Source organism: Pseudomonas sp. CH61, assembly GCF_059429415.1.
Genome location: NZ_CM182098.1, coordinates 3,513,486 through 3,535,646, shown reverse-complemented (window position 1 = coordinate 3,535,646; position 22,161 = coordinate 3,513,486). Strand labels below are relative to the sequence as shown.

General features: G+C 60.7%; 18 protein-coding genes and 1 pseudogene. 10 read left to right on the top strand and 9 right to left on the bottom strand.

The features are described 5' to 3' along the window. Position 1 precedes the first annotated feature (1 nt). Positions 2–2,428 (top strand): TonB-dependent siderophore receptor, encoded by a 2,427-nt coding sequence (locus AC5SEM_RS15735; RefSeq protein ID WP_495470761.1) that lies wholly within the window; start codon positions 2–4, stop codon positions 2,426–2,428. A gap of 85 nt (positions 2,429–2,513) precedes the next feature. Here the strand turns inward: AC5SEM_RS15735 and AC5SEM_RS15730 are convergent, their stop codons facing one another. Further along, positions 2,514–3,665: an MFS transporter gene (locus tag AC5SEM_RS15730; RefSeq protein WP_495470760.1), complete on the bottom strand. Its 1,152-nt coding sequence runs from the start codon at positions 3,663–3,665 to the stop codon at positions 2,514–2,516. 288 nt (positions 3,666–3,953) lie between these two features. Between AC5SEM_RS15730 and AC5SEM_RS15725 the strand changes: the two genes are divergently transcribed. Then, the gene (locus tag AC5SEM_RS15725) at positions 3,954–4,934 is read left to right on the top strand and encodes a diaminopimelate epimerase (protein WP_495470759.1); all 981 of its coding nucleotides are present in this window, start codon (positions 3,954–3,956) and stop codon (positions 4,932–4,934) included. 247 nt (positions 4,935–5,181) lie between these two features. Here the strand turns inward: AC5SEM_RS15725 and codA are convergent, their stop codons facing one another. From codA to AC5SEM_RS15700, 5 genes are all read right to left on the bottom strand, one after another. Beyond that, positions 5,182–6,429, bottom strand: a complete 1,248-nt coding sequence (gene codA, locus AC5SEM_RS15720) for a cytosine deaminase (RefSeq protein ID WP_495470758.1) — start codon at positions 6,427–6,429, stop codon at positions 5,182–5,184. A gap of 15 nt (positions 6,430–6,444) precedes the next feature. Further along, positions 6,445–7,716: a cytosine permease gene (codB, locus tag AC5SEM_RS15715; protein ID WP_495470757.1), complete on the bottom strand. Its 1,272-nt coding sequence runs from the start codon at positions 7,714–7,716 to the stop codon at positions 6,445–6,447. A 317-nt stretch (positions 7,717–8,033) separates the two neighbouring features. After that, positions 8,034–8,846, bottom strand: a complete 813-nt coding sequence (locus AC5SEM_RS15710; protein ID WP_495470756.1) for an alpha/beta fold hydrolase — start codon at positions 8,844–8,846, stop codon at positions 8,034–8,036. A gap of 201 nt (positions 8,847–9,047) precedes the next feature. Further along, a complete protein-coding gene (gene queD / locus AC5SEM_RS15705) occupies positions 9,048–9,404 on the bottom strand; it encodes a 6-carboxytetrahydropterin synthase QueD (RefSeq protein WP_007915588.1) in 357 nt (118 codons plus the stop codon). 85 nt (positions 9,405–9,489) lie between these two features. Continuing rightward, positions 9,490–10,569 (bottom strand): patatin-like phospholipase family protein, encoded by a 1,080-nt coding sequence (locus AC5SEM_RS15700; RefSeq protein ID WP_495470755.1) that lies wholly within the window; start codon positions 10,567–10,569, stop codon positions 9,490–9,492. Positions 10,570–10,815: 246 nt separating this feature from the next. Here AC5SEM_RS15700 and AC5SEM_RS15695 point away from each other — a divergent pair, with 246 nt between their 5' ends. Genes AC5SEM_RS15695 through AC5SEM_RS15680 form a run of 4 tightly spaced genes read left to right on the top strand, consistent with a single transcriptional unit; the run spans position 10,816 to position 13,417 of the window. After that, complete coding sequence (locus AC5SEM_RS15695) at positions 10,816–11,124, top strand: PepSY domain-containing protein (RefSeq protein ID WP_371044120.1); 309 nt, start codon at positions 10,816–10,818, stop codon at positions 11,122–11,124. Further along, positions 11,124–11,435 carry a PepSY domain-containing protein gene (locus AC5SEM_RS15690; protein WP_064118601.1) on the top strand — a complete coding sequence of 104 codons (312 nt, stop codon included), beginning with the start codon at positions 11,124–11,126 and terminating at the stop codon, positions 11,433–11,435. The genes AC5SEM_RS15695 and AC5SEM_RS15690 overlap by 1 nt, the downstream gene beginning before the upstream one ends. 3 nt (positions 11,436–11,438) lie before the next feature. Continuing rightward, a complete protein-coding gene (locus AC5SEM_RS15685; protein WP_016986295.1) occupies positions 11,439–12,107 on the top strand; it encodes a response regulator transcription factor in 669 nt (222 codons plus the stop codon). Further along, positions 12,104–13,417 carry a sensor histidine kinase gene (locus tag AC5SEM_RS15680; RefSeq protein ID WP_212621465.1) on the top strand — a complete coding sequence of 438 codons (1,314 nt, stop codon included), beginning with the start codon at positions 12,104–12,106 and terminating at the stop codon, positions 13,415–13,417. The genes AC5SEM_RS15685 and AC5SEM_RS15680 overlap by 4 nt, the downstream gene beginning before the upstream one ends. Before the next feature lie 386 nt (positions 13,418–13,803). On the opposite strand, the gene AC5SEM_RS15675 is transcribed toward AC5SEM_RS15680, so the two are convergent. Together AC5SEM_RS15675 and AC5SEM_RS15670 are read right to left on the bottom strand one after the other, a co-directional pair. Beyond that, a complete protein-coding gene (locus AC5SEM_RS15675) occupies positions 13,804–14,559 on the bottom strand; it encodes a methyl-accepting chemotaxis protein (RefSeq protein WP_371857720.1) in 756 nt (251 codons plus the stop codon). Positions 14,560–14,661: 102 nt separating this feature from the next. Next, positions 14,662–14,808, bottom strand: a pseudogene (locus AC5SEM_RS15670) (HAMP domain-containing protein); the annotation flags it as partial. A 1,517-nt stretch (positions 14,809–16,325) separates the two neighbouring features. On the opposite strand from AC5SEM_RS15670, the gene AC5SEM_RS15665 reads away from it, so the two are divergent. Then, the gene (locus AC5SEM_RS15665; protein ID WP_495470754.1) at positions 16,326–17,642 is read left to right on the top strand and encodes a Na+/H+ antiporter family protein; all 1,317 of its coding nucleotides are present in this window, start codon (positions 16,326–16,328) and stop codon (positions 17,640–17,642) included. A gap of 196 nt (positions 17,643–17,838) precedes the next feature. Beyond that, complete coding sequence (gene ctpM / locus AC5SEM_RS15660; protein WP_123595127.1) at positions 17,839–19,521, top strand: methyl-accepting chemotaxis protein CtpM; 1,683 nt, start codon at positions 17,839–17,841, stop codon at positions 19,519–19,521. A gap of 223 nt (positions 19,522–19,744) precedes the next feature. On the opposite strand, the gene AC5SEM_RS15655 is transcribed toward ctpM, so the two are convergent. Continuing rightward, positions 19,745–20,680 carry a LysR family transcriptional regulator gene (locus AC5SEM_RS15655; RefSeq protein WP_495470753.1) on the bottom strand — a complete coding sequence of 312 codons (936 nt, stop codon included), beginning with the start codon at positions 20,678–20,680 and terminating at the stop codon, positions 19,745–19,747. A gap of 114 nt (positions 20,681–20,794) precedes the next feature. Here AC5SEM_RS15655 and AC5SEM_RS15650 point away from each other — a divergent pair, with 114 nt between their 5' ends. Together AC5SEM_RS15650 and AC5SEM_RS15645 are read left to right on the top strand one after the other, a co-directional pair. Beyond that, positions 20,795–21,280 carry a DMT family transporter gene (locus AC5SEM_RS15650; protein WP_016987941.1) on the top strand — a complete coding sequence of 162 codons (486 nt, stop codon included), beginning with the start codon at positions 20,795–20,797 and terminating at the stop codon, positions 21,278–21,280. 3 nt (positions 21,281–21,283) lie between these two features. After that, positions 21,284–21,736: a DMT family transporter gene (locus tag AC5SEM_RS15645; protein WP_495470752.1), complete on the top strand. Its 453-nt coding sequence runs from the start codon at positions 21,284–21,286 to the stop codon at positions 21,734–21,736. The last annotated feature ends 425 nt before the right edge of the window (positions 21,737–22,161 follow it).

Genomic DNA, 22,161 nt, shown 5'->3' with positions numbered 1-22,161 from the left:
CGTGAAAAACACCACAGCCAACAACAAAAAATCCCCTTGGTTACCGCTGGCCCTTGCGCTGGCGGTCAACGCAGCCATGCCACTGGCATTCGCTGGCGAAGCGATCCATATCCGCGCACAGCCACTGGGTCAGGCCCTCAGCGAACTCGGTCAGCAGACGTCGCTGCAAGTGTTTTTCAGTCCGGACCTGGTCGCCGGCAAACAGGCGCCGGCAGTCGACGGCGATATCTCGCCGGAGCAGGCGTTGCGCCAATTGCTGCAGGGCAGCGGTCTGGATTATCAGATCAACGAAGGTTCGGTGACCCTGTCGCCAGCGGCAACTTCCGCCGCCAGCAACGGTCCGCTGGAGTTGGGCGTGACCGACATCAAGGTGGTCGGCGACTGGCTCGGTGATGCCAATGCCGCCGTGGTGCAGAACCACCCCGGCGCGCGCACGGTGATCCGCCGCGAAGCGATGGTCGAGCAGGGCGCGATGAACGTCAGTGACGTGCTCAAGCGTGTGCCGGGCGTGCAGGTTCAGGATTCCAACGGCACCGGCGGCAGCGATATTTCCCTCAATGTCGGCGTGCGCGGTCTGACCTCGCGCCTGTCGCCGCGCTCCACCGTGCTGATCGATGGCGTGCCGGCGGCGTTCGCCCCGTATGGCCAGCCACAACTGTCGATGGCGCCGATTTCCTCGGGCAACCTCGACAGCATCGACGTCGTGCGTGGCGCCGGTTCTGTGCGTTATGGGCCGCAGAACGTCGGCGGGGTGATCAACTTCGTCACCCGCGCGATTCCGGAAAAAGCCACCGGTGAAATCGGCACCACACTGGAAACCACTCAGTACGGTGGCTGGAAACACATCGACACCGCGTTCCTCGGCGGCACTGCCGACAACGGCATGGGCGTGGCGTTGCTGTATTCCGGCGTCAACGGTAACGGCTACCGCGAGCGCAACAACGGCAACGACATCGATGACGTGTTGCTCAAGACCCACTGGGCGCCGACCGATCAGGACGATTTCAGCCTCAACTTCCACTACTACGACGCCACGGCCGACATGCCCGGCGGTCTGACGCAGAAACAGTACGACGACAAACCGTACGATTCGGTGCGTGACTACGATCAATTCACCGGGCGGCGCAAAGACGTGTCGTTCAAGTGGATCCGCCAGATCGACGAGCGCACCCAAGCGGAAATTCTGACGTATTACACCGACAGCTTCCGTGGCAGCACCATCGCCGCCCGCGACCAGAAAACCCTCAGCTCCTACCCGCGCTCGTATTACACGCTGGGCATCGAGCCACGAGTATCGCGGGTTTTCGATGTCGGCCCGACCACCCAGGAAGTCAGCGTCGGTTATCGCTACCTGAAAGAGGCGATGCACGAATCGTCGAGCCGTGTGGCGCTGGTCAACAACCAGCCGGTGTTCACGCCGACCTCCGACGGCCATGTGTTCCAGGACCGCACGGGCGGCACCGAGGCCAACTCGGTCTACCTCGACAACAAAATCGACGTCGGTAACTGGACCATCACTCCCGGCATTCGCTTCGAACACATCAGCACCGACTGGCATGACCGCGCGGTGCTCGATACGGCGGGCAAACCGGTGCAGGCGAAAAACCGCAGCATCGAGAGCAATGAACCGCTGCCAGCGCTGAGCGTGATGTATCACCTGTCGGACGCCTGGAAACTGTTCGCCAACTACGAAACCTCGTTCGGCAGCCTGCAGTATTTCCAGCTCGGCCAGGGCGGCTCGGGTGACCAGACTGCCAACGGTCTGGAGCCGGAAAAGGCCAAGACCTACGAGATCGGCACACGCTACAACGATGACGTGTGGGGCGGTGAAGTGACGCTGTTCTACATCGACTTTGACGACGAGTTGCAATACATCAGCAACGACGTCGGCTGGACCAACCTCGGCGCGACCAAGCACCAAGGCATCGAAGCCTCGGTACATTACGACATGGCAGCGCTGGATCCGCGTCTTGACGGTTTGACCGCCAACGCTGGTTTCACTTACACCCGCGCCACGTATGAGGGCGAGATTCCGGGCTTCAAGGGTCGTGATCTGCCGTTCTATTCGCGGCAGGTGGCGACCGTCGGTTTGCGTTACGACATCAACCGCTGGACTTACAACCTCGACGGTTTCGCTCAATCGAAACAGCGCTCGCCGGGCACCGGTGTGAATGCCGACGGCAGCTTCAACGGCAACTACATCACTGACGGCACGGCGGACGGGCAATACGGCGACATCCCGGGTTACGTGACCTGGAACGTGCGCGGGGGTTATGACTTCGGGCCGCAGGTGTCGAATTTGAAGCTGGGCGCCGGGGTGAAAAACGTCTTCGACAAGCAGTACTTCACCCGCTCCAGCGACAACAACTCGGGGATGTATGTCGGCGCACCGCGTACGTTCTTTGTGCAGGCCAGCGCCGGTTTCTGATAGACCGCATCAGCTTCTTCGCGAGCAGGCTCGCTCCCACATGGATCACTGAGATCCTGTGGGAGCGAGCCTGCTCGCGAAGCTTTTAGACTTTAAGAACTTTCCCGCCAATGGCCACCGCCACCAACAGCACTGCCATCAAGCCAAAGGCGAAACTCAGACTGCTGGCATGGGCGACAAAGCCGATCACCGCCGGCCCGGCCAGAATCCCGGCATAACCGAGCGTGGTAATCGCCGGCACGGCGATGCTCTCCGGCATCACCGTCTGCTTGCCTACCGCCGTGTACAGCACCGGCACGATGTTCGAGCAGCCCGCGCCGACCAGCGCATAACCGACCAGCGCCGCTTCCCAGCTCGGTGCAAATGTCGCCAGAAACAAACCGGCCGCTGCCAACAGACCACCAAACAGAATGATCCGCGTTGCACCGACAATCCGCACAATCCGGTCACCCATCAAACGCCCGGCCGTCATGGTCAGGGCAAACGCCGCATAACCCAACCCCGCGTACGCCGTGTCGATCCCGCGTTCCTGCGCCAGAAACACCGCGCTCCAGTCCAGTGCCGCGCCTTCGGTGAGAAAGACGATGAAGCACATCCCGCCGATAAACAGCACGATGCCGTGCGGGATGGCGAATGCCGGGCCCGAGCTTTCACTGCCGTAGGGCAACATGTGCGGCACGCACTTGAACAACGCCGCGATCAGCACGACGACCACCACCAGCATGGCGGCCAGTGGCGTCAAACCCAGGCCGAGCAAGGCACTGACACCCGCCGCGCCGACAATCCCGCCGAGACTGAACAAGCCGTGGAAACCCGACATCATGTTCTTGCCGCTGGCGCGCTCGACGATAACGGCTTGCAGGTTCACCGTCGAATCCACCGTGCCGAGGCCGGCGCCAAACATGAACAGCGTGGCGATCAGCGCCGGTATCGACGACACCGTCGCCAGTAACGGCAGCGCCGCGCAGATCAACAACGTGCCGCCGGTGGCGACGCGGCGACAGCCGAAGCGTGTGGCCAGAATCCCCGCCAGCGGCATCGCCAGAATCGAACCGACCCCCAAGCACAACAACAGCAAACCCAACGTGCCTTCATCGAGTCCGGCGCGCGCTTTGGCGTACGGCACCAAGGGCGCCCACGCGGCAATGCCGAGCCCAGCGATGAAAAAGGCGATGCGCGTAGACATCTGTTGCAGGCGTCCGGGGACGAAGCTGTCTTGAGGGTTGAGGCTGGTCATATCGATCCTTGGCAAAAAACTTCGCGTCCCCGAAGGACAGTGATTCAGCGATGAGGTTCGATCGCCGGCCATTCGGGGAAGTACAGGCAACATCGTAACCTGTGGGAATGGAGACTCACCAATAAGCGGTCATGCACATCCCCCTGTGGGAGCGAGCCTGCTCGCGAAGGCGCAGTGTCAGCTGAAAAATATATCGACTGACACACTGCATTCGCGAGCAGGCTCGCTCCCACAAGGGATTGCGTTTTACAGTGGAGGCTTGAGGGAATCTAACAGCAAGGGCCGGTGATGACGCAGTTCTACGATGCACGGGGCAATATTTACGGGGTGATTTCGCCGCAGTCATTGCGCGAGGCGGGCATTGATTTACCGGCCAGTGCCGCGCAGTGTGCTGCGTCGAAACAGGCCTGGAGCCGCGCCGCCATCACGCTGTGCTGCGACTGGCCCGAAGACCAACGCCCGGCGACCAGCAAATCCCATCGCAGCGACGGCCTGCTGATCGGCCCATTCCAGACGTCGGCGCCGTTCGACGTATTGATCGTCAACACCGACGGTACGCTCGCCGAGCGCAGCGGCAATGGCCTGACGATTTTCTCGCAGGCGCTGACCGAACAAGGCTTGATGCCGGAGGAGGGCGCGTTGTTGCGCGTGCATCATGACAAGGGTGACGCGGTGGAAACCTCGGTGAAACCGGCTGAAGTCGAAGGTGTTCAAGGTTACTGGCTCGACCTTGGCCAACCCGGTTTCGGGCCGGATGCCGTCGGTGCACAGACTGTTGACGGCATTGCGTTCAACGGTCAGCAAGTGAGCCACGTCCAACCGTTGGCACAACTTGATCCTGCCTGGGGACACAGCCAATTCGTGCGTATCGGCAACCCGCATTGCGTAACGCTGCTCAGCGATGCGGCTGCTTTGCCGAGCAACGAGCAAATGCGTGAATCACCCCTGAACAAAGGCCTGACCGAAATCGCCTACGCCATGCCGACCGGCGCCGGAGATCCATGCCCGGCAGGCGTCAATCTGCAATGGGCAGTGCTGGAATCACCACAGAAAATCCTCGCCCGGGTGTTCGAACGCGGTGAGGGGCCGACGGCGGCTTCCGGCACCAGTGCCAGTGCGGTAGCGTGCGCGGTATGGCGGGTGGGTTGGGTTGCCGCAGGAGAAGTGCAAGTGGTCATGCCCGGTGGCACGGCACCGATTTTGCTCGAAGCAGCAGACGGTGAATTGCTGCGCGTCAGACTGTTCGGTACGGCGCGGTTGATGGACTGAATTCAAAACCGTCATCGCTGGCAAGCCAGACTCCCACAGGGTTTTGTGTTGAACACTCATTTGTGTACGCCACTGAACCCCTGTAGGAGTGAGCCTGCTCGCGATAGCAGTAGATCAGGCAACATCTGTATTGAATGCCAGTCCGCTATCGCGAGCAGGCTCACTCCTACATTGGATCTGTGGTGCGCCATAGATCCTTGTGGAAGCTGGCTTGCCAGCGATGAGGCCATCAGCCCCGACACAGATCTCAGGTCAGCTCACCACTGAATTCCACCACCGGCATCTGCCGCTTCATCAACACCTTGCCACCGCGAATCGAATACAACGGCAAGCCCTGACTGCGGATCACCTCGTAATCGCTGTCCGCCGAGAGAATCAGCAGATTCGCCGGACGCCCCTGTTCCAGGCCATATAGCTCACCCAAATGCATTGCTTTGGCGCTGTTGTCGGTGACCAGATCCAGCGCACTTTGCAGGTTGCGGTAACCGAGCATATGGCAGATGTGCAGTCCGGCTTCGAGCACGCGCAGGATGTTGCCGTTGCCCAGCGGATACCATGGATCGACGATGGAATCCTGGCCGAAACACACGTTCATCCCTGCTTCGAGCAGCTCATTCACGCGGGTCACGCCACGGCGTTTCGGAAAGTTGTCGAAGCGCCCTTGCAGGTGAATGCTTTCGGTCGGGCAGGAGACAAAACTGATCCCGGAATGCCCGAGCAGACGAAACAATTTCGCGCAGTAGGCGTTGTCGTAGGAGCCCATCGCCGTGGTGTGGCTGGCGGTGACGAGAGCGCCCATGTCGCGGCTGCGTGCTTCTTCGGCGAGTACTTCAAGAAAGCGTGAGTGCGGGTCGTCGGTCTCGTCGCAATGCACGTCGACCAGGCAACCGGTGCGCTCGGCCAGGTCCATCAGGAACTTCACTGAACTGACACCCTGATCGCGGGTGTACTCGAAATGCGGAATCCCGCCGACCACGTCCGCGCCCATGCGGATCGACTCTTCCATCAGCTCGCGGCCATTGCGGAACGACTCGATGCCTTCCTGTGGGAACGCGACGATTTGCAGGTCGATGAGGTGACGGCTTTCCTCGCGCACTTCGAGCATGGCTTTCAGTGCGGTGAGTTGCGGGTCGGTGACGTCAACGTGGGTGCGCACGTGCTGGATGCCGTGGGCCGCCAATGTCTGAATGGTCTTCTTGGCGCGGGTCTTGGTATCTTCTTCGGTGATGGTGACCTTGCGCTCGCCCCAGCACTCGATGCCTTCGAACAGCGTGCCGCTCATGTTCCAGCGCGGCTCGCCAGCGGTGAGGGTGGCGTCGAGGTGAATGTGCGGCTCGACGAAGGGCGGCACCACCAGATTGCCGCCGGCGTCGAGGTCATCCGGGCCGAGGGTCGGCGCTTCGGTCTGCCGGGCGATGCTGCGGATCAGACCGTCTTCAAGGTGCAACTCGTGCAAACCTTCCTGGTTGCGCAAACGGGCGTTGATGATGTGCATCAGGCGAATCCTTTTTTATAGGTCTTGGAGTGGCGCGGCCGCGCTGCGTGCGCCGAGCACGCCGGTGACGATGACATACGTTAGCGCGGCAGCAGCGATCCCTACCAGCGGCGCAACCCACGGCGAGTTGAACGCGGCGACGGTGCCGACCGCATAGGCCCCGAGTCCCGGCCAGTTGAACGCCGGCAACCGTGCGTCGGCCAGACGCGGATAGTGCCCGCGCCAGCGGTAGAAAAAGTCCGCCATGATCACTCCGCCAATCGGCGGAATCACCGTGCCGAGCAGAATCAGGTACGGCACCAGCATGTCGTACATACCGAGCAAGGCGAGCAGGGTGCCGATCACTGCGCCGGCGAGGGTCACGGTTTTGCGTCGGCCGGTGCGCAGCAGGTTGCAACCAGCGACGGCGAAGTTGTAGATGGTGTTGTCCTGAGTGCTCCAGATGTTCAGCAACAGCATGGCCATCGCGGCCATGGCGAAACCTTGCAACAGCAGCACTTCAACCACGTCCGGTTGTTGATAGACGATGGCGCCGTACGCGCCGATCAATACCATCAGGCCATTGCCGATGAAAAAACCGATCAGACTGGCCAGCACCGCGACGCGCGCCGAACGCGAGAAACGTGTCCAGTTAGTCGCCTGAGTGGCGCCACTGACGAAGGTGCCGAACACCAGGGTTATCGCCGTCGACCAGTCCAGCGATCCGCTCGGCACCACGCTGAGCAACCCCTCGAACCCACCGACTTTCACCGTCGCCACCCACATCGACAGCATCAGCAGCAACATCATCGCCGGCACCGCGATGTACGACAGAATCTCCAGTCCGCGATAACCGACATAGGCCGTGGCGCAGAACATCAGGCCGAACAACACCATCAGCCCGAGTACCGTGCCTTCATCGAGATCGAAGTATTTGCCGATGACTACGGCTGCGGTCGCCGTGCCCCAGGCGTACCAGCCGATCTGGGTGAAACCGAGGATCAGGTCGCTGAGCTTGCTGCCGACTTCGCCGAAACAGAAACGCCCCATCAGTACCGAGTTGAGGCCGCTCTTGAAAGCGATGTAACCCAGGCCCGCCGCATACAGACCCAGCAGCAGATTGCCGACGATGATCACCGCCATCATCTCGCCAAAACTGAACGCCACGCCGAGCTTGCCGCCGGCAAACATGGTCGCGGTGAAAAACGTGAAGCCCAGTAACACCATGGCCGTGGAGGCGAGGCCTTTGCGCGCGTGCATGGGGACTTCGCTGAGGGGGTAATCGTTGCCGGGATCGTTCTGCGTCATGGGGCGGTCCTTGCTGGAAGAGAGGAGACGCGGGGGAGGGTTGCAGTGGTCGTGCCAAATGCCGGTTGGCGCGGGTTATGTATAGACGAGTCGCGTCGGCAAGCGCGAAAACAGTGCACCTGAATACACCGGAGCCCCAATGTAGGAGCTGCCGAAGGCTGCGATCTTTTGATCTTGTTTAGATCGTTCCCACGCTCTGCGTGGGAATGCAGCCCGGGACGCTCCGCGTCCCTATCGAAGGCCGAACGCGGAGCGTCCGTTGAGGCATTCCCACGCAGAGCGTGGGAACGATCGGTGTCAGGGGCATTTGGGGCCTGTCAGAGGAAGCGCAGCAGGGCGGCGACGATGGCTTCGGGGGCGTCTTCCTGGACGAGGTGGCCGGCGTTGGCAATCGGCTGGAATTGTGATCCGGGGATCATCTGATGTAACGCCCGGCCACGCTCGATGGGAATCCACTGATCGTCTTCGCCCCAGAGAATCTGCACCGGGCAGCGAATTGTCGGGTACAGCGGTTCGGCCTCGCGGGTGTAGCGTTCGTCCATCTGCGCAATCTGCCGATAGAACGCCGCTTGCCCCGGATCGCCGAGCCACGGTTGTACATAGGGAGCGAGTTCGTCGTCAGGAATATCCCGGTGAATCGCCCCGCGAATATAGGTCGGCACGATGGCGCGCTGGATGTAATCGGGCAGGCCGCTGAAGGCCGCTTCATGCTGACGAACATGCTGCACGAACGGCGAACCCCACGGCGTCAGCGCCACCGGATCGATCAGCGTCAGGCTGCGATAATCCTTGCCGTTGAGCAGATGCGTACGCAGCACAGTGGCGCCGCCAAAGTCGTGAGCCACGATATCCGGGCGTTGCAGATTCCAGTGGTCGAGCAACTGCGCCAAGAGTTGATTTTGCACACCGAGGGAAACATCGGAGTCGGCCTGCTCGGAGAGCCCGTAGCCCAGCAGATCGAAGTAATGCACACGATGGCTGGCGAAAAAATGCGGTGCAATCCGGTGCCACACGTACGACGAAAACGGCGTGCCATGCACGAACACCAGCGGCGGGCCGTCGCCGTGTACGGCGTAACGCACCTGTCGGCCATTGAAGTCAAAGACCTGATCCAGCAGCCAGTCCGTCATGGGCTTGTCCTCTTGGCGGGTGGGAGCCAAAAAGCATAGGCGTAAAAAAACAGCCGTGAAGGCTGTTCTCTGGCAAAACACTGTTTCCTTGTGGGAGCGAGCCTGCTCGCGAAGAGGGCGTATCAGTCGATATCAATGTCGGCTGACACACCGCTTTCGCGAGCAGGCTCGCTCCCACAGGGATAGTTGGGGTGTTAGAAGTTACTCACCGCGATAGATGCAACCGCTGGTGCACGTCTCGTGAATACGGATCGCGCTCAGTTCCGGCAGCAACGGCTTCATTTCATTCCAGATGAATTTGGCCAGCACTTCGCTGGTCGGGTTTTCCAGACCGGGAATGTCGTTCAAATAGTTGTGATCGAGACGTTCGTACAGCGGCTTGAAGATCGCTTTGATCTCGGAGAAATCGCGGATCCAGCCGGTGTGCGGATCAAGGTCGCCGCTGAGGTGAAGCGCCACTTTGAACGAGTGACCGTGCAGACGCCCGCACTTGTGGCCGTCCGGGACATGCGGCAGGCGGTGGGCGGATTCGAAAGTAAATTCCTTGAAGATTTCCACAGTATTTTCGGCTCTGTTCAGATGGCGTTCGCCGCAGCGATTCGGGCAGGCGGCGAGTTTACCAGCTTGTGTTTGGCCGTGCTGACTAAAGGGTCAGCAAGCGCTCGGCGAGGCGACCATTGGCAGTCAGTTCGAGGAATTCATCGCCGAGGCGGCGGCTTTCGTCCATCGCCGCGTGCCAGTATTTCTGCCGGCCCGGCGCATCACCCATGAAGCGTTTGAAGTCATTGCGGTCGGGCAGTTTGCCGTAGGGCAGGCGCGCCAGATATTCCTTCGACGGTGCAAGCAACAGCACGTCCTGCAAGCGCTCCACCGAGGCCTTGCGCCATGGCAGAGTCTTGTCGAACCAGCCGGGAATCACTCGATCAGTGAAGTGCGGATAGAGCACGATGCCGTCGCCGCTGTAGGGCAGATCCAGATGATAGTCGAGCAGACCACCGTCGCGGAACGTGCCGGCACCGGCGCCCGGCAGATCGCGCACGCCTTCCATGACCATCGGGATCGAACCCGAGGCGAGCAGGGCCTGGCGCAGGTTGCCGACATTCAGGGCGACGAAGCGCGACGGGAAATCGTTCAGCGCATTCACCGGCGGGGCGAGGCGCGGGTCGTGGATGATCAGCCGTTCGAAGTGCCGCGACAGACGCGCGCGGCCGCGCAGGTTGTCGGCGATCACCGAGCCCAGTGCCAGACCTAGTCGCCCGCGATGGTCATCGGCCAGACGTCCCTGACTTTTCACCACCATGATGTTCAAGCGGTAATGGGCGTTGTCGAGGATGCTCGCGTCGCGGCCGTCGAGCAGGTCATTGAGCATGCGTTGCGAGCTCTGACTGATCTCGGCCATGGTCACGCCTTTGTTGAAGTTCTGCTCGGCGTACAGATGGCCGAGACGACGGATGCCTTCGGCGGCGTCCGGCAGACAGGCACTGGCGAAGCGCCAGGAACCTACCGAGGCGCCGATCAGCGAGCGTTCACGTGGCGCGCTCGGCAGCCATTCACCGAACAACGCCAGATCCAGCCCCTGAATCCCCAACGCCTTCGGCCCACCGGCAGCGCCGGGCAGGGTACCGACGTCGGCGGCGTTCAAACCCTGGGCACGAATGCGCGCCATGGCGCGTGGGCCGGCCTTGAGGGTGAGGGCGGGGAATTTGATGTGGATGTCGGTCATACCGGTCTCGATCGTTAGCAAGCGAACAATTATAAGCACATGTTACAAAACCTTGTAGGAGTGAGCCTGCTCGCGATAGCGGTGTGTCAGTTAACACTTATTTGACTGATAGACCGCTATCGCGAGCAGGCTCACTCCTACAGGGGTTGTATGTTGATTCAGAGCAATGATGGCAATTCAGTTTCAGTTAAGTTGATCCCGTTAAGGTGCCCACCGTTAAGCAACACATAAAAATACGGAGACACCATGAAAACCCTGACTGCCCTGTCCATTGCCTCGATCATCGGTCTCACTGCCAGCACTGTTCACGCCCGCGATCTCGGCCCTGACGAAGCCCTGCGTCTGCGCGACGCTGGTACTATCGTCTCCTTCGAGAAGCTCAACGCCACCGCGCTGGCCAAACATCCGGGCTCTACGATCACCGGCACCGAGCTGGAAGAGCAGTACGGCAAGTACATCTACCAGATCGAAATTCGTGATCCGCAGGGGCTGGAGTGGGATCTGGAATTAGACGCGGTGACTGGGCAGGTTCTCAAGGATCATCAGGATACGTAATGAAGGTTAATGTTCGCGCCACCCGCCGCACGGCGTTGGCGCTGGTAATGTGTTGCTCGACGGCGATGGCTCGCGACCTCGGCCCGGACGAAGCGCTCAATTTGCGCAAGCAGGGCGTGATCCTGCCGCTGGAGCAAGTGCTGCAGCAGGCGATGGATCGCTATCCCGGCGCGAAACTGCTGGAAGTCGAGCTGGAAGAAAAACACGACGTCTACATTTATGAAGTCGAGTTGCTGACCGTCGAAGGTGTCGCCCGAGAGCTGCACTTGAAGGCCGATACCGGCGAACTGGTGAAAGACAAGGAAGATTGATCGATGCGTTTGCTTTTGGTGGAAGACCACGTACCGCTGGCCGACGAACTGCTCGCCGGCCTGCAACGCCAGGGTTATGCGGTGGATTGGCTGGCGGACGGTCGTGATGCGCTGTATCAGGGCAGCAGCGAGCCGTATGACCTGATCATTCTCGACCTCGGCCTGCCCGGCGTGCCGGGGCTTGAAGTGCTGGCGCAGTGGCGTGCCGGCGGCCTGGCGATTCCGGTGTTGATCCTCACGGCGCGCGATTCCTGGGCCGAGCGCATCGAAGGTCTGAAAGCCGGTGCCGACGATTACCTGACCAAACCGTTCCACCCCGAAGAGTTGCAGTTGCGCATTCAATCGCTGTTGCGCCGCTCCAAGGGCCAGTCCAATCAACCGACCTTGCAGGCTGCGGGGCTGCATCTGGACGAGGGCCGCCAGTGCGTGGTTCGCGATGGCGCCGACATTCAACTGACCGCCGCCGAATTCCGTCTGCTGCGCTATTTCATGCTGCATCCGGAGCAGATCCTCTCCAAAAGCCACCTCGCCGAACACCTTTACGATGGTGAAACCGAGCGCGACTCCAACGTCCTCGAAGTGCACGTCAATCACTTGCGCCGCAAGCTCGGCAAAAGCGTGATCGAAACCCGTCGCGGCCAGGGTTACCTGTTCGGCGGGCAAGCTTCGTGAGGTCGATCCAGCGCCGCTTGAGCCTGGGTTTGATCAGCGTGATGGTGGTCGTCGGTGTAGTGGTGGCGCAAACCAGTCTGTGGTTGTTCGAAGTGGGTTTGCAGCGTTATCTCGAAGCCGGTTTGCGCAACGACAGCGAAAGTTTGCTGGTGGCATTGGTGCGCGGACCGCAAGGCTTGCAACTGGATGAGCGGCATCTGTCGCCGGCCTATCAGCGACCGTTTTCCGGGCATTATTTCCGTATCGATTTTGCCGACAGCCATTGGCGTTCACGCTCGTTGTGGGATCAGGACCTGCCGCTGCTCGACCATCCCGGTCTGCACAGCAATCTGCAACTGGGCCCGGACGGCCAGCAATTGCTGGTGCTGCGTTCAGACTATCGACGCCTGGGCCAGTCGATTTCGATCAGCGTCGCGCAGGATTACACGCCGGTGCGCGAGAGCTTTCAGCGCATGCGTCAGATCGGCCTCGGCCTTGGGCTGGCGGCGTTGCTGCTGATTCTGTTCTTGCAGCGCTTGACCGTACGCCGCGCGTTGAAGCCGCTGGAAAAGGCCCGCGAACAGATCGCGCAATTGCAGCAGGGCCAGCGTTCACAACTCGATGATCAGGTACCGGTGGAGCTGGAACCGCTGGTGGCGCAGATCAACCATTTGCTCGCGCACACCGAAGACAGTCTCAAGCGTTCACGCAATGCCTTGGGCAATCTCGGGCATGCGTTGAAAACGCCGCTGGCGGTGTTGTTGAGCCTGGCGTCCAGCGAAAAACTCGATGCCCATCCCGAGCTGCGCAAGGTCCTCAAGGAACAGCTGGAGCAGGTGCAGCAGCGGCTCAATCGTGAATTGAACCGGGCACGGCTGTCCGGTGATGCACTGCCGGGGGCGCTGTTTGATTGCGATGCGGAGCTGCCGGGGTTGTTGGCGACGTTGAACATGATTCATGGCGAGCATTTGGCGTTGAGTTATGTCGCGCCGGCGGGGTTGCAGTTGCCGTGGGATCGAGAGGATTTGCTCGAGTTGCTCGGCAATCTTTTGGACAACGCCTGCAAGTGGGCGGACGCCGAGGTGCGTCTGAGTGTGATCGAACGTACGGATGGCTTTGCCCTGAGCGTGGAAGATGACGGCCCGGGGATTCCCGAAGAACAGCGCGCTCAGGTATTCAGTCGTGGCACGCGGCTGGATGAACAGACCCATGGGCATGGCCTGGGGCTGGGGATTGTCCGCGATATTGTCGAGACCTGGGGCGGGTTGCTGGTGTTGGGCGAGAGTGAGTGGGGCGGGTTGAAGGTGGTGATCGAGTTGCCTCGGCGGTGAGCCTTTTAGAAGCCCCTCACCCTAACCCTCTCCCAGAGGGAGAGGGGACTGACCGAGGTGTTTGTTCGAGGTACACCGACGTGAGATACCGAGCTGAACTCAGGGTTTGAAAGCATCCTCGTGATCTGAAATACCGAGCCGAACTCAGATTTTGAAAGCATCCTCGTGATCTGAAATACCGAGCCGAACTCAGATTTTGAAAGCATCCTCGTGATCTGAAATGCCGAGCCGAACTCAGATTTTGAAAGCATCCTCGTGATCTGAAATATGGAGTCGGACTCAAGTTTTGAATGGCACGGAGATCGGCTCCCTTTCCCCCTCGCCCCCTTGGGGGAGAGGGCTGGGGTGAGGGGGTAAGGATCTACCTGACACCCCCCAATCCAGAATCAAACCCGAAACTGATCCATCAAACTCTGCTGCTGATTCGCCAGGCTATTGAGCGACTGACTCACCCGCGCCGACTCATTCGCCTGCCCGGACAGCGACTCGGTGACATCGCGAATCGTCGCCACGTTATTGTTGATCTCCTCAGCCACCGCACTTTGCTCTTCAGCGGCGCTGGCAATCTGCAGGTTCATGTCGCTGATCACCGTCACCGCATCGCCAATCTGGCGCAACGCAGTCACCGCTTGGCCAACCTGTTCGACACTGCCCTGAGCCTGACGATGGCTGTTGCCCATCGACCCGACCACATCCTGCGTACCGGTTTGCAGTTGCTCAATGACCTGACGGGTCTCTTCCACCGATTCCTGTGTGCGGCGGGCGAGGTTGCGTACCTCATCAGCGACCACGGCAAAACCACGGCCAGCCTCACCGGCACGCGCCGCTTCGATCGCGGCGTTGAGCGCCAGCAGGTTGGTTTGTTCGGCGATGGCGCGGATGGTTTCCAGCACCGCGCCGATTTTCTCGCTGTTGGCGGCGAGGCCTTCGACCTGCACCATCGCTGCGCTCATGTCGGCGGCGAGGGTGTCGATGCTGGCGGTGGTGCGGTCGATCACGGTCAGGCCCTGACGGGTAGCGCGATCGGCATCCTTGGCCGCCTCGGCAGCCTGCGCGGCGCTGCGGGCGACGTCTTGCGCAGTGGCGCTCATTTCGTGGGATGCGGTGGCGACCTGATCGACCTGACGGTATTGCTGTTCCATGCCAGCGCTGGTCTGGGTCGCAATCGCTGAGGACTGATCGGCGGTGTTGCGCGCATCCTGCACCGAGCGTTTCACCTCGGCGATGATCGGCTGCAACTTGTCGAGGAACTTGTTGAACCAACCGGCCAACTGACCGAGTTCGTCCTTTTTGTCGTAGGCCAGACGGCGGGTCAGGTCGCCTTCGCCGCTGGCGATGTCTTCGAGCATGTGCGCCACGCCGAGGATCGGTTTGGTCACGCTGCGCGCCATCAGCCACACCAGCAGCAGGCCGATCAACGCCGCCAGCACGCCAAGGCTCAGCTCGATCAAAGTGCCCGAGTTATTGCTGGCATCCAGTTGTTGCTTGAGCGCCTCGGCGCGGCTGACCAGGACCTTTTCCGGTACGTCGAGCAACACGCCCCACGACGGGCCCCCGGGAATCGGCGGGAACGGCGACAGCACTTTCAACTGGCCGTTGCTGTGCAGGCTGCTGACGCTGCTGGTGGAGGCAAGTTTGCTCAGCAGTTCGGCGCCGCTGATTTTGTCCACGGCATCCAGACGCTGACTGAGTTTGCCGGCATCCGGGCTGTAACCGGCGAGCAGGCCGGCGGGGCTGATGATGCTCACGGCGGTCTGACCGTCATAGAGCTTTTTGCTGGCGCCCTGACTGATCGCTTGCAGGCTGTTGAGGTTGATGTCGACCGACAGCGAAGCGATGACTTTGCCGTTGACCATCAGCGGGAAGACGATGCTGGTCATCAGCACGTTCTGGCCGTCGATCACATAGAAGTAGGGTTCGATCACACACGGCTTGAGCGTAGCGCGCGGGCAGGTGAACCAGGCGTTCGCGGCTTGGCCGCTGGGGCCGGTGCTGGTGTCGGCCATGTCGCTTTCCGGTAGGGCCATCGAGGTGACTTTGCCCGGTGTTGGTTGCGACCAGTACAGGGCGAAACGGCCCTTGTCGTTGCTGCCCAGTTCAGCCTGACCGGCGAACAGTTCATCCTTGCCGTCCAGCGCGTTGGCTTCGAACACCAGCGACAGGCCGAGCAGGTCAGGGTTGGCCTGCAACGCCGATTTGACCTGACGGGTCATGTCTTCGCGCAGGTCGAAGGCATCGAGAAAGCGTTTCTCGGCCTGTTCACGCAGGAACAAAACCTGGCGCGAGAAACCGTGGCCGTATTGATAGGCGTCCATGAACTGCTGGCGAATGCCGGCAGCCTGCACTTCACCTTGCGACTCGATGCGCGCTTGCGCCGACTCGGTGAGCATTTCCATGCTCGAAGCTTTCACCAGTGCAGAACTGTGCTCCATGCGATACAGCGAAAGACCCACCAACAGGGTCACGATACCGGCCAGGCAGAGGCCGGCGAGCAGGGTGATTTTCCATTGGATGGAAAGTTGTCTGAGCGACATGGAGACGTCCTTATTCGATAAATATCTGAGACTTTGCACTGTAACGGCCGCAAATCGGCTTTCTTTATCCTTGAAACTCAATATGACCAATTGCCGCACTGTCATGCTTTGTACGTGATCGTTCCCACGCTCTGCGTGGGAATGCAGCCCCGGACGCTCCGCGTCCCAAAGCGGACGCAGAGCGTCCATTGAGGCATTCCCACGCAGAGCGTGGGAACGATCAATCGCCCGCTCACTTTGACACTGCGGCCACTCTGCGGCACAGTGCGCGCCCTTCTAATAAGACCCTCTTTGCAAATCCGCCGGTTAAGCTTTGGCGGACTCATTCTGTCTGGCGGTCGGTTTTCCACCGCATTGTTTTTCGAGGAAGTGAAATGAATGCAGTCATAGCGGCGGTCGGCGTCATGCTGGTGCTCAGCCTGTCCCGCGTGCACGTCGTGATCGCTTTGATCGTTGGCGCGCTGGTTGGCGGTCTGACCGGTGGTCTGGGCATCGACGCCACGCTCAAGGCGTTCAACAGCGGCCTGGGCGGCGGGGCGACGGTGGCGTTGTCCTACGCGTTGCTCGGCGCTTTCGCCGTGGCGATTGCCAAGTCGGGCCTGGCCCACGCCTTGGCTGACAAGGCGCTGGCGATGGTTGATCGCCAGCATGCGACTGGCGGTGGCAGCGTCAAATGGCTGCTGATCGGCTTGCTGTGGGTGGTGGCGATCGCTTCGCAGAACATCCTGCCGATCCACATCGCGTTCATTCCGCTGCTGGTGCCGCCGCTTCTCTATGTACTGACCAAGCTGCAACTCGACCGCCGCTTGATCGCCTGCGTCATGACGTTCGGTCTGATCACCCCGTACATGTTCCTGCCGGTGGGCTTCGGTAACATTTTCCTCAACGAGATTTTGTTGGCGAATGTTGCGCGCAGCGGCGTCGACATCAGCGGCATCAACGTCACCCACGCCATGGGCATTCCGGCGCTGGGCATGTTGGTGGGGCTGGGCATTGCCTTTATCAGCTATCGCAAGAAACGCGTTTATGACCTGGCGAAGATCGAGCAAGTCGAACAGGTGGCGGTGCAGTACAACCCGCTGAGCCTGGCGATTGCCGGGGTAGCGATTGCCGCCGCGTTCATTGTGCAGTTGCTGCTGGACTCGATGATTATCGGGGCGCTGGTCGGCTTTCTGATCTTCTCGGCGTCCGGCATCGTCAAGTGGCGTGAGACCGATGATCTGTTCACCGAAGGCATGAAGATGATGGCGATGATCGGCTTCATCATGATTGCCTCCTCCGGTTTTGGCGAAGTGATCAAGGCAACCGGGGAAGTGCAGACGCTGGTGCAAACGTCGGCGGCGTGGATCGATCACAGCAAGGGCATTGGTGCCTTGATGATGTTGCTGGTGGGGTTGCTGGTGACCATGGGCATTGGGTCGTCCTTCTCGACCGTACCGATTCTGGCGGTGATTTTCGTACCGTTGTGTGTGCAGCTGGGCTTCAGCCCGATCGCGATCGTGTGCATCGTTGGTACCGCCGGCGCGCTGGGCGATGCCGGTTCGCCTGCTTCGGATTCGACGCTGGGCCCAACCTCCGGTCTGAATATCGACGGTCAGCATCACCACATCTGGGACACCGTGGTGCCGACGTTCCTGCACTACAACCTGCCGCTGCTGGCGTTCGGCTGGGTGGCCGCGATGGTCCTCTGATCTGCAAAATACCAATTGTGGGAGCGAGCCTGCTCGCGAAAGCGGTGGCATTCACAATGAGAGTGACTGAGCCGGCCCATTCGCGAGCAGGCTCGCTCCCACAGGGGATTGGGGAAATCCCTGACTCAACTTTTGCTTGCGCGTGCCGTTAAAGCCTTTAACCACGCCAATAAAACCAAAAGAGTGAGCTCCCACAATGCGCCTGAGCCTCAAGGCTAAAGTCCTGTCCCTCGCCGTTCTCCCGGTGTTGCTCTTTGCGCTGGTCATCAGCCTGACCACGCTGTTCATCCTCCAGGAACAGGCGCACAAAGAGGTCGAACAGACCCGCGAACGTCTGCTCGGCGATGCCAAAGCCACTTTGCAAAGTTACGTCGCCGTGGCCATGACCACGATCAAACCGCTGTACGACGCGGCGGCTCCCGGTGATAACGAGGCGCGAGCGCAGGCGATCAAACTGCTGTCGGGTATTCGCTACGGCAAGGATGGCTACTTCTTCGGCTACGACTCCGAGACCGTGCGTCTGTTCAAGGCCAACGACCCGGAAGGCGTGGGCAAAAGCTTCAAGGACAACCGCGATCCGAACGGCGTCTACGTCAATCTCGGTCTGGTGAAAGTGGCGAAGGACGGCACGCACTATCTGCAATACAGCTCGCCGCTGCCGGGGAATGCCAAGGTGCTGGTGCCGAAACTCGGTTACACCGAATACCTGGCGAAATGGGACATGGCCGTCGGTACGTCGGTCAACCTCGACGGCATCGAAGCGCAAGTGGCACTGGTCGAAGCGCAGGTGCAGGAACGTGTGCAAGGCGTGGTGCTGAGCATCGTCGGCGTGGCGGTGGTGGTGTTGTTGGTGATTGCGGCAGCGGGGATGCTGCTGGCCAATACCATTTTGCGTCCGCTGAATTTGATGAAGGCCAACCTCGATGACATCGCGGCGGGCGAGGGCGATCTGACCCGTCGACTGAACATCACCAGCCAGGACGAACTCGGCGAACTGGCCGGCTCGTTCAATCGCTTCGTCGACAAGATCCATGGCCTGGTGCGGCAGATCACCGAGATGACCACGCAACTGACCGGGCTGGTGACGCAGGTGTCAGATCAGGCCCAGCGTTCGGATCAGGCGATGGAGCGTCAGCGTCACGAAACCGATCAAGTCGCCACCGCCATCAATGAAATGTCCGCCGCCGCACAAGAAGTAGCGAAGAGCGCGCAGAACGCCGCTGTCGCCGCCCAGCAGACCGACGAAGAAGGCCAGAGCGCCAAGCGTGTGGTGGCCGGCAGCATCAAACAGATTCATGCCTTGGTCGATGATATTCGTAGCAGCGGCGTGTCGCTCGACAGCCTGCAGCAGGACGTGACGTCGATTGTCGGCGTGCTCGGGGTGATTCGTTCGATTGCCGAGCAGACCAACCTGCTGGCATTGAACGCGGCGATTGAAGCGGCGCGGGCTGGTGAAGCCGGGCGCGGCTTTGCCGTGGTGGCGGACGAAGTACGGGCGTTGGCCAGTCGAACGCAGATCAGCACCCAGGAAATTCAGGGCATGATCGATCGCTTGCAGGCGGGCACGCAGTCGGCGGTCGAGGCGATGCGCCGCTCCAGCGAGGCGGGTGACGGCACTTCACAGCAAGCCAATCAGGCCGGGGCGTCGCTGGATGCGATGGCCGAGCTGATCGCGACGATCAACTCGATGAACGCGCAGATTGCCAGCGCGGCGGAGGAGCAGACGGCGGTGGCCGAAGAGATCAACCGCAGCGTGCATCAGATTGCGGTGGCGGTGGACAGCGTGGCCGATGAAACGCAGTTGGGTGCGCAGACGTCGCGCAGTCTGGCGGAGCTGGGGCAGCGCCTTGGCAAACTCGTCGGTCAGTTCCGGATCTGACAGCCTGAAAAGCCCCTCACCCTAGCCCTCTCCCAGAGGGAGAGGGGACTGATTGGGGGATGCTTTGGAACTACGCCGACCTGAAACAGCTTTACCGAATCCATAATCGACAGAATCTTTCCGGTCGATGGATGACCCGAGACACCTCGGTCAGTCCCCTCTCCCTACGGGCGGTCCGACGTTTCGGGAGGGCTAGGGTGAGGGGCTTTTGATCTTCAAAGACTCAAGGTCGATCCCAGTAGGGCACTTCACCAAAGCATTCGACAAAGAAATCAATCACCGTCCGCACCTTCACCGACAACCTCCGGCTCCCCGGCCACAACACCGCAATCTGCTGCGGCTCAAGGCTGTTCGACACCTGATACTCCCCCAGCACCGGCACCAGCGTGCCGTCGCGCACCGCTTCGCCAATCAGCCACGACGGAAACATCACCAGGCCCAACCCCTGCTCGGCGGCTTGGGTAAGCGTGTCGGCGTGGTTGCCAGTGATCGGGCCTTTTACCGAGTACGGCGTCCATTCCTCACCATCACGACGGAAAAACCAGCGCTGCTGGCCGGTCGCGCCTTTGTAGGCCAGGCATTGGTGTTGCGCCAGATCTTCGGGTTTCTGCGGTGTACCGTGGCGCTTTAGATACGCCGGGCTGGCCGCGACCTGAAAGCGGTGCGGCGCCAGGATCCGTGCCTGCATGCTCGAATCGTGCAACGGGCCGATGCGGAACAACAGGTCGGCGCCTTCCTGCAACGGGTCGACGTAATGGTCGGTCTGCTGGATATCCAGTTGCAGCTTCGGATAACGCGCACATAACTTGCCCAGCCACGGCGTCAGATGGCGCTGGCCGAATACTACCGGGGCGTTGATGCGCACCAGGCCGGTGGGTTCGCTTTGCTGTTCTTGCAACGCTTGTTCGGCTTCTTCCAGTTGCACCAGTACCAGCCGCGCATGATGACCGAGCATGCGCCCGGCTTCGGTCGGCGTGACGGCGCGGGTGTGGCGGTAGAGCAATTGCTGGTTCAACGCGTGCTCCATCAACTGGATCTGCCGGGAGATCGAGGAGGGCGCCACGCCTTCGCGGCGGGCGACTTCGGAAAAACTACCGTGATCGAGCACGGCGACAAACAGCCTGAGTGCCTTGAATCCGAGTTCGTTGAGCCCGTGCATCGTTTTGTCCTGCTGTGCGAGTTGCGCAAAAGTGTTGTCCGGATGCTCCCATTTATCGCACAGCTTGACCAGCCGATAATCCGCGCCATCGTTTACTTGAGTGGAAGGTTGTTTATGCAGACGTTGGATGAGGTGAGCGTTAGCGCGCCGGCGACGAAATCCGGATTGCGCTTGTTGTTGCTGCCGCTGGTGATTCTCGCGGGCATGGGCTTGTCGGTGGAGGCGGGGTTGCTCGGGCCGTTGGGCGTGCAGGTCGGACATCTGTGGGCGACCTTGAGCATCTTCGGGGTCGGCTCGGCGATTCTGTTTTTGCTGCTGTTGTTCGCTGGCCCGCAAAAAGGCCCGGCCCTGACTGATCTGCCGCGTTGGCAGTTGATCGGTGGTTTTCTCGGGCCGATGTATGTGGTGGTGCTGACGTTGGCGACGCCGCATATCGGTATTGCCATGACCATGATCGCGATTCTGTCGGGTCAGGTGGGCAAGAGTGTGTTGATTGACCATTTCGGCTGGTTCGGCGCGACGCGCAAGAAGGTCAACGCTGAGCGCTGGCTGGCGTTGGGGTTGATTGTGGTGGCTTTGGTTTTGATTGCGCGGGGGTGAGTGATGAGTCTGATTATTTTGTTGGCGGTGGTGGTGTTGGCCGGTGCGGTGTTGAGTGTGCAGGCGGCGATCAATGGGCGTCTGGGCGAGTCGGTCGGGGTGTTGCGCAGTAGTTTGTTGACGTTTGTTGTGGGCGCCGTGACGACGGGGTTGTTGATTTTGTTTTTTGAGCCGGCCCATGCGGTGAGCCTGTTGGATGTGCCGAAGTGGCAGTTGACCGGGGCGTTGTTTGGCGTGGTGTACATGATGGTGATGGTCGGGGCGGTGCCGGTGGTTGGGACGGCTGTGGCGACGGTGGCGGTGATTGTCGGGCAGTTGGGGATGGGGATGTTGATTGATAATTTTGGCTGGTTGGGGAATCCGGCGATTGAGCTGTCTGGTTCGCGGATTTTGGCGATGGTGTGTTTGGGGGGGGCTTTGGTGTTTATGTATAGGAGTTCGCGTGCTGCTGAGTGATTTGGATTGGGGGCATATCCGTTGCTTCGGGTGTTTCTGATTAGGGTTCCGCCCTTACGGCGGGTCACTTTTTCCAGACGCCGAAAAAGTAACCAAAAAGGCTTGCTCCTACGTGCGGCCCGCTCGCTGGGGCTCGGGGTTCCTTCGCTGCGGGATCGATCCGGGCGCAGCGCCTACGGTTTGCTTCGCTGCACCTCCTCTCGCTGTGTTTGGCTGCGCCAAACGGTCGCTACGCTCCCACGCCCGGATCAATCCCTCCACTCAGCCTTCCGACGTCGCCCTACAGATCAAAAGCCGCAGCCGAGCTAACGCTCATCCTGTTGAGTGGTGAGGAGCACAGCTTGGTCGGCTTTGGATTTGTGGTGGATTTTCCCCTCACCCCAGCCCTCTCCCGGAGGGAGAGGGGGCCGATATGTGTGGTTTTC

What these genes read in the sequence shown, in the direction of transcription:
- AC5SEM_RS15730 (WP_495470760.1), bottom strand. Translation starts at nt 3,665, where the DNA reads ATGACCAGCCTCAACCCTCAAGACAGCTTCGTCCCCGGACGCCTGCAA.
- AC5SEM_RS15725 (WP_495470759.1), top strand. Translation starts at nt 3,954, where the DNA reads ATGACGCAGTTCTACGATGCACGGGGCAATATTTACGGGGTGATTTCG.
- codA (WP_495470758.1), bottom strand. Translation starts at nt 6,429, where the DNA reads ATGCACATCATCAACGCCCGTTTGCGCAACCAGGAAGGTTTGCACGAG.
- codB (WP_495470757.1), bottom strand. Translation starts at nt 7,716, where the DNA reads ATGACGCAGAACGATCCCGGCAACGATTACCCCCTCAGCGAAGTCCCC.
- AC5SEM_RS15710 (WP_495470756.1), bottom strand. Translation starts at nt 8,846, where the DNA reads ATGACGGACTGGCTGCTGGATCAGGTCTTTGACTTCAATGGCCGACAG.
- AC5SEM_RS15700 (WP_495470755.1), bottom strand. Translation starts at nt 10,569, where the DNA reads ATGACCGACATCCACATCAAATTCCCCGCCCTCACCCTCAAGGCCGGC.
- AC5SEM_RS15695 (WP_371044120.1), top strand. Translation starts at nt 10,816, where the DNA reads ATGAAAACCCTGACTGCCCTGTCCATTGCCTCGATCATCGGTCTCACT.
- AC5SEM_RS15690 (WP_064118601.1), top strand. Translation starts at nt 11,124, where the DNA reads ATGAAGGTTAATGTTCGCGCCACCCGCCGCACGGCGTTGGCGCTGGTA.
- AC5SEM_RS15685 (WP_016986295.1), top strand. Translation starts at nt 11,439, where the DNA reads ATGCGTTTGCTTTTGGTGGAAGACCACGTACCGCTGGCCGACGAACTG.
- AC5SEM_RS15675 (WP_371857720.1), bottom strand. Translation starts at nt 14,559, where the DNA reads ATGGAACAGCAATACCGTCAGGTCGATCAGGTCGCCACCGCATCCCAC.
- AC5SEM_RS15665 (WP_495470754.1), top strand. Translation starts at nt 16,326, where the DNA reads ATGAATGCAGTCATAGCGGCGGTCGGCGTCATGCTGGTGCTCAGCCTG.
- ctpM (WP_123595127.1), top strand. Translation starts at nt 17,839, where the DNA reads ATGCGCCTGAGCCTCAAGGCTAAAGTCCTGTCCCTCGCCGTTCTCCCG.
- AC5SEM_RS15655 (WP_495470753.1), bottom strand. Translation starts at nt 20,680, where the DNA reads ATGCACGGGCTCAACGAACTCGGATTCAAGGCACTCAGGCTGTTTGTC.
- AC5SEM_RS15650 (WP_016987941.1), top strand. Translation starts at nt 20,795, where the DNA reads ATGCAGACGTTGGATGAGGTGAGCGTTAGCGCGCCGGCGACGAAATCC.
- AC5SEM_RS15645 (WP_495470752.1), top strand. Translation starts at nt 21,284, where the DNA reads ATGAGTCTGATTATTTTGTTGGCGGTGGTGGTGTTGGCCGGTGCGGTG.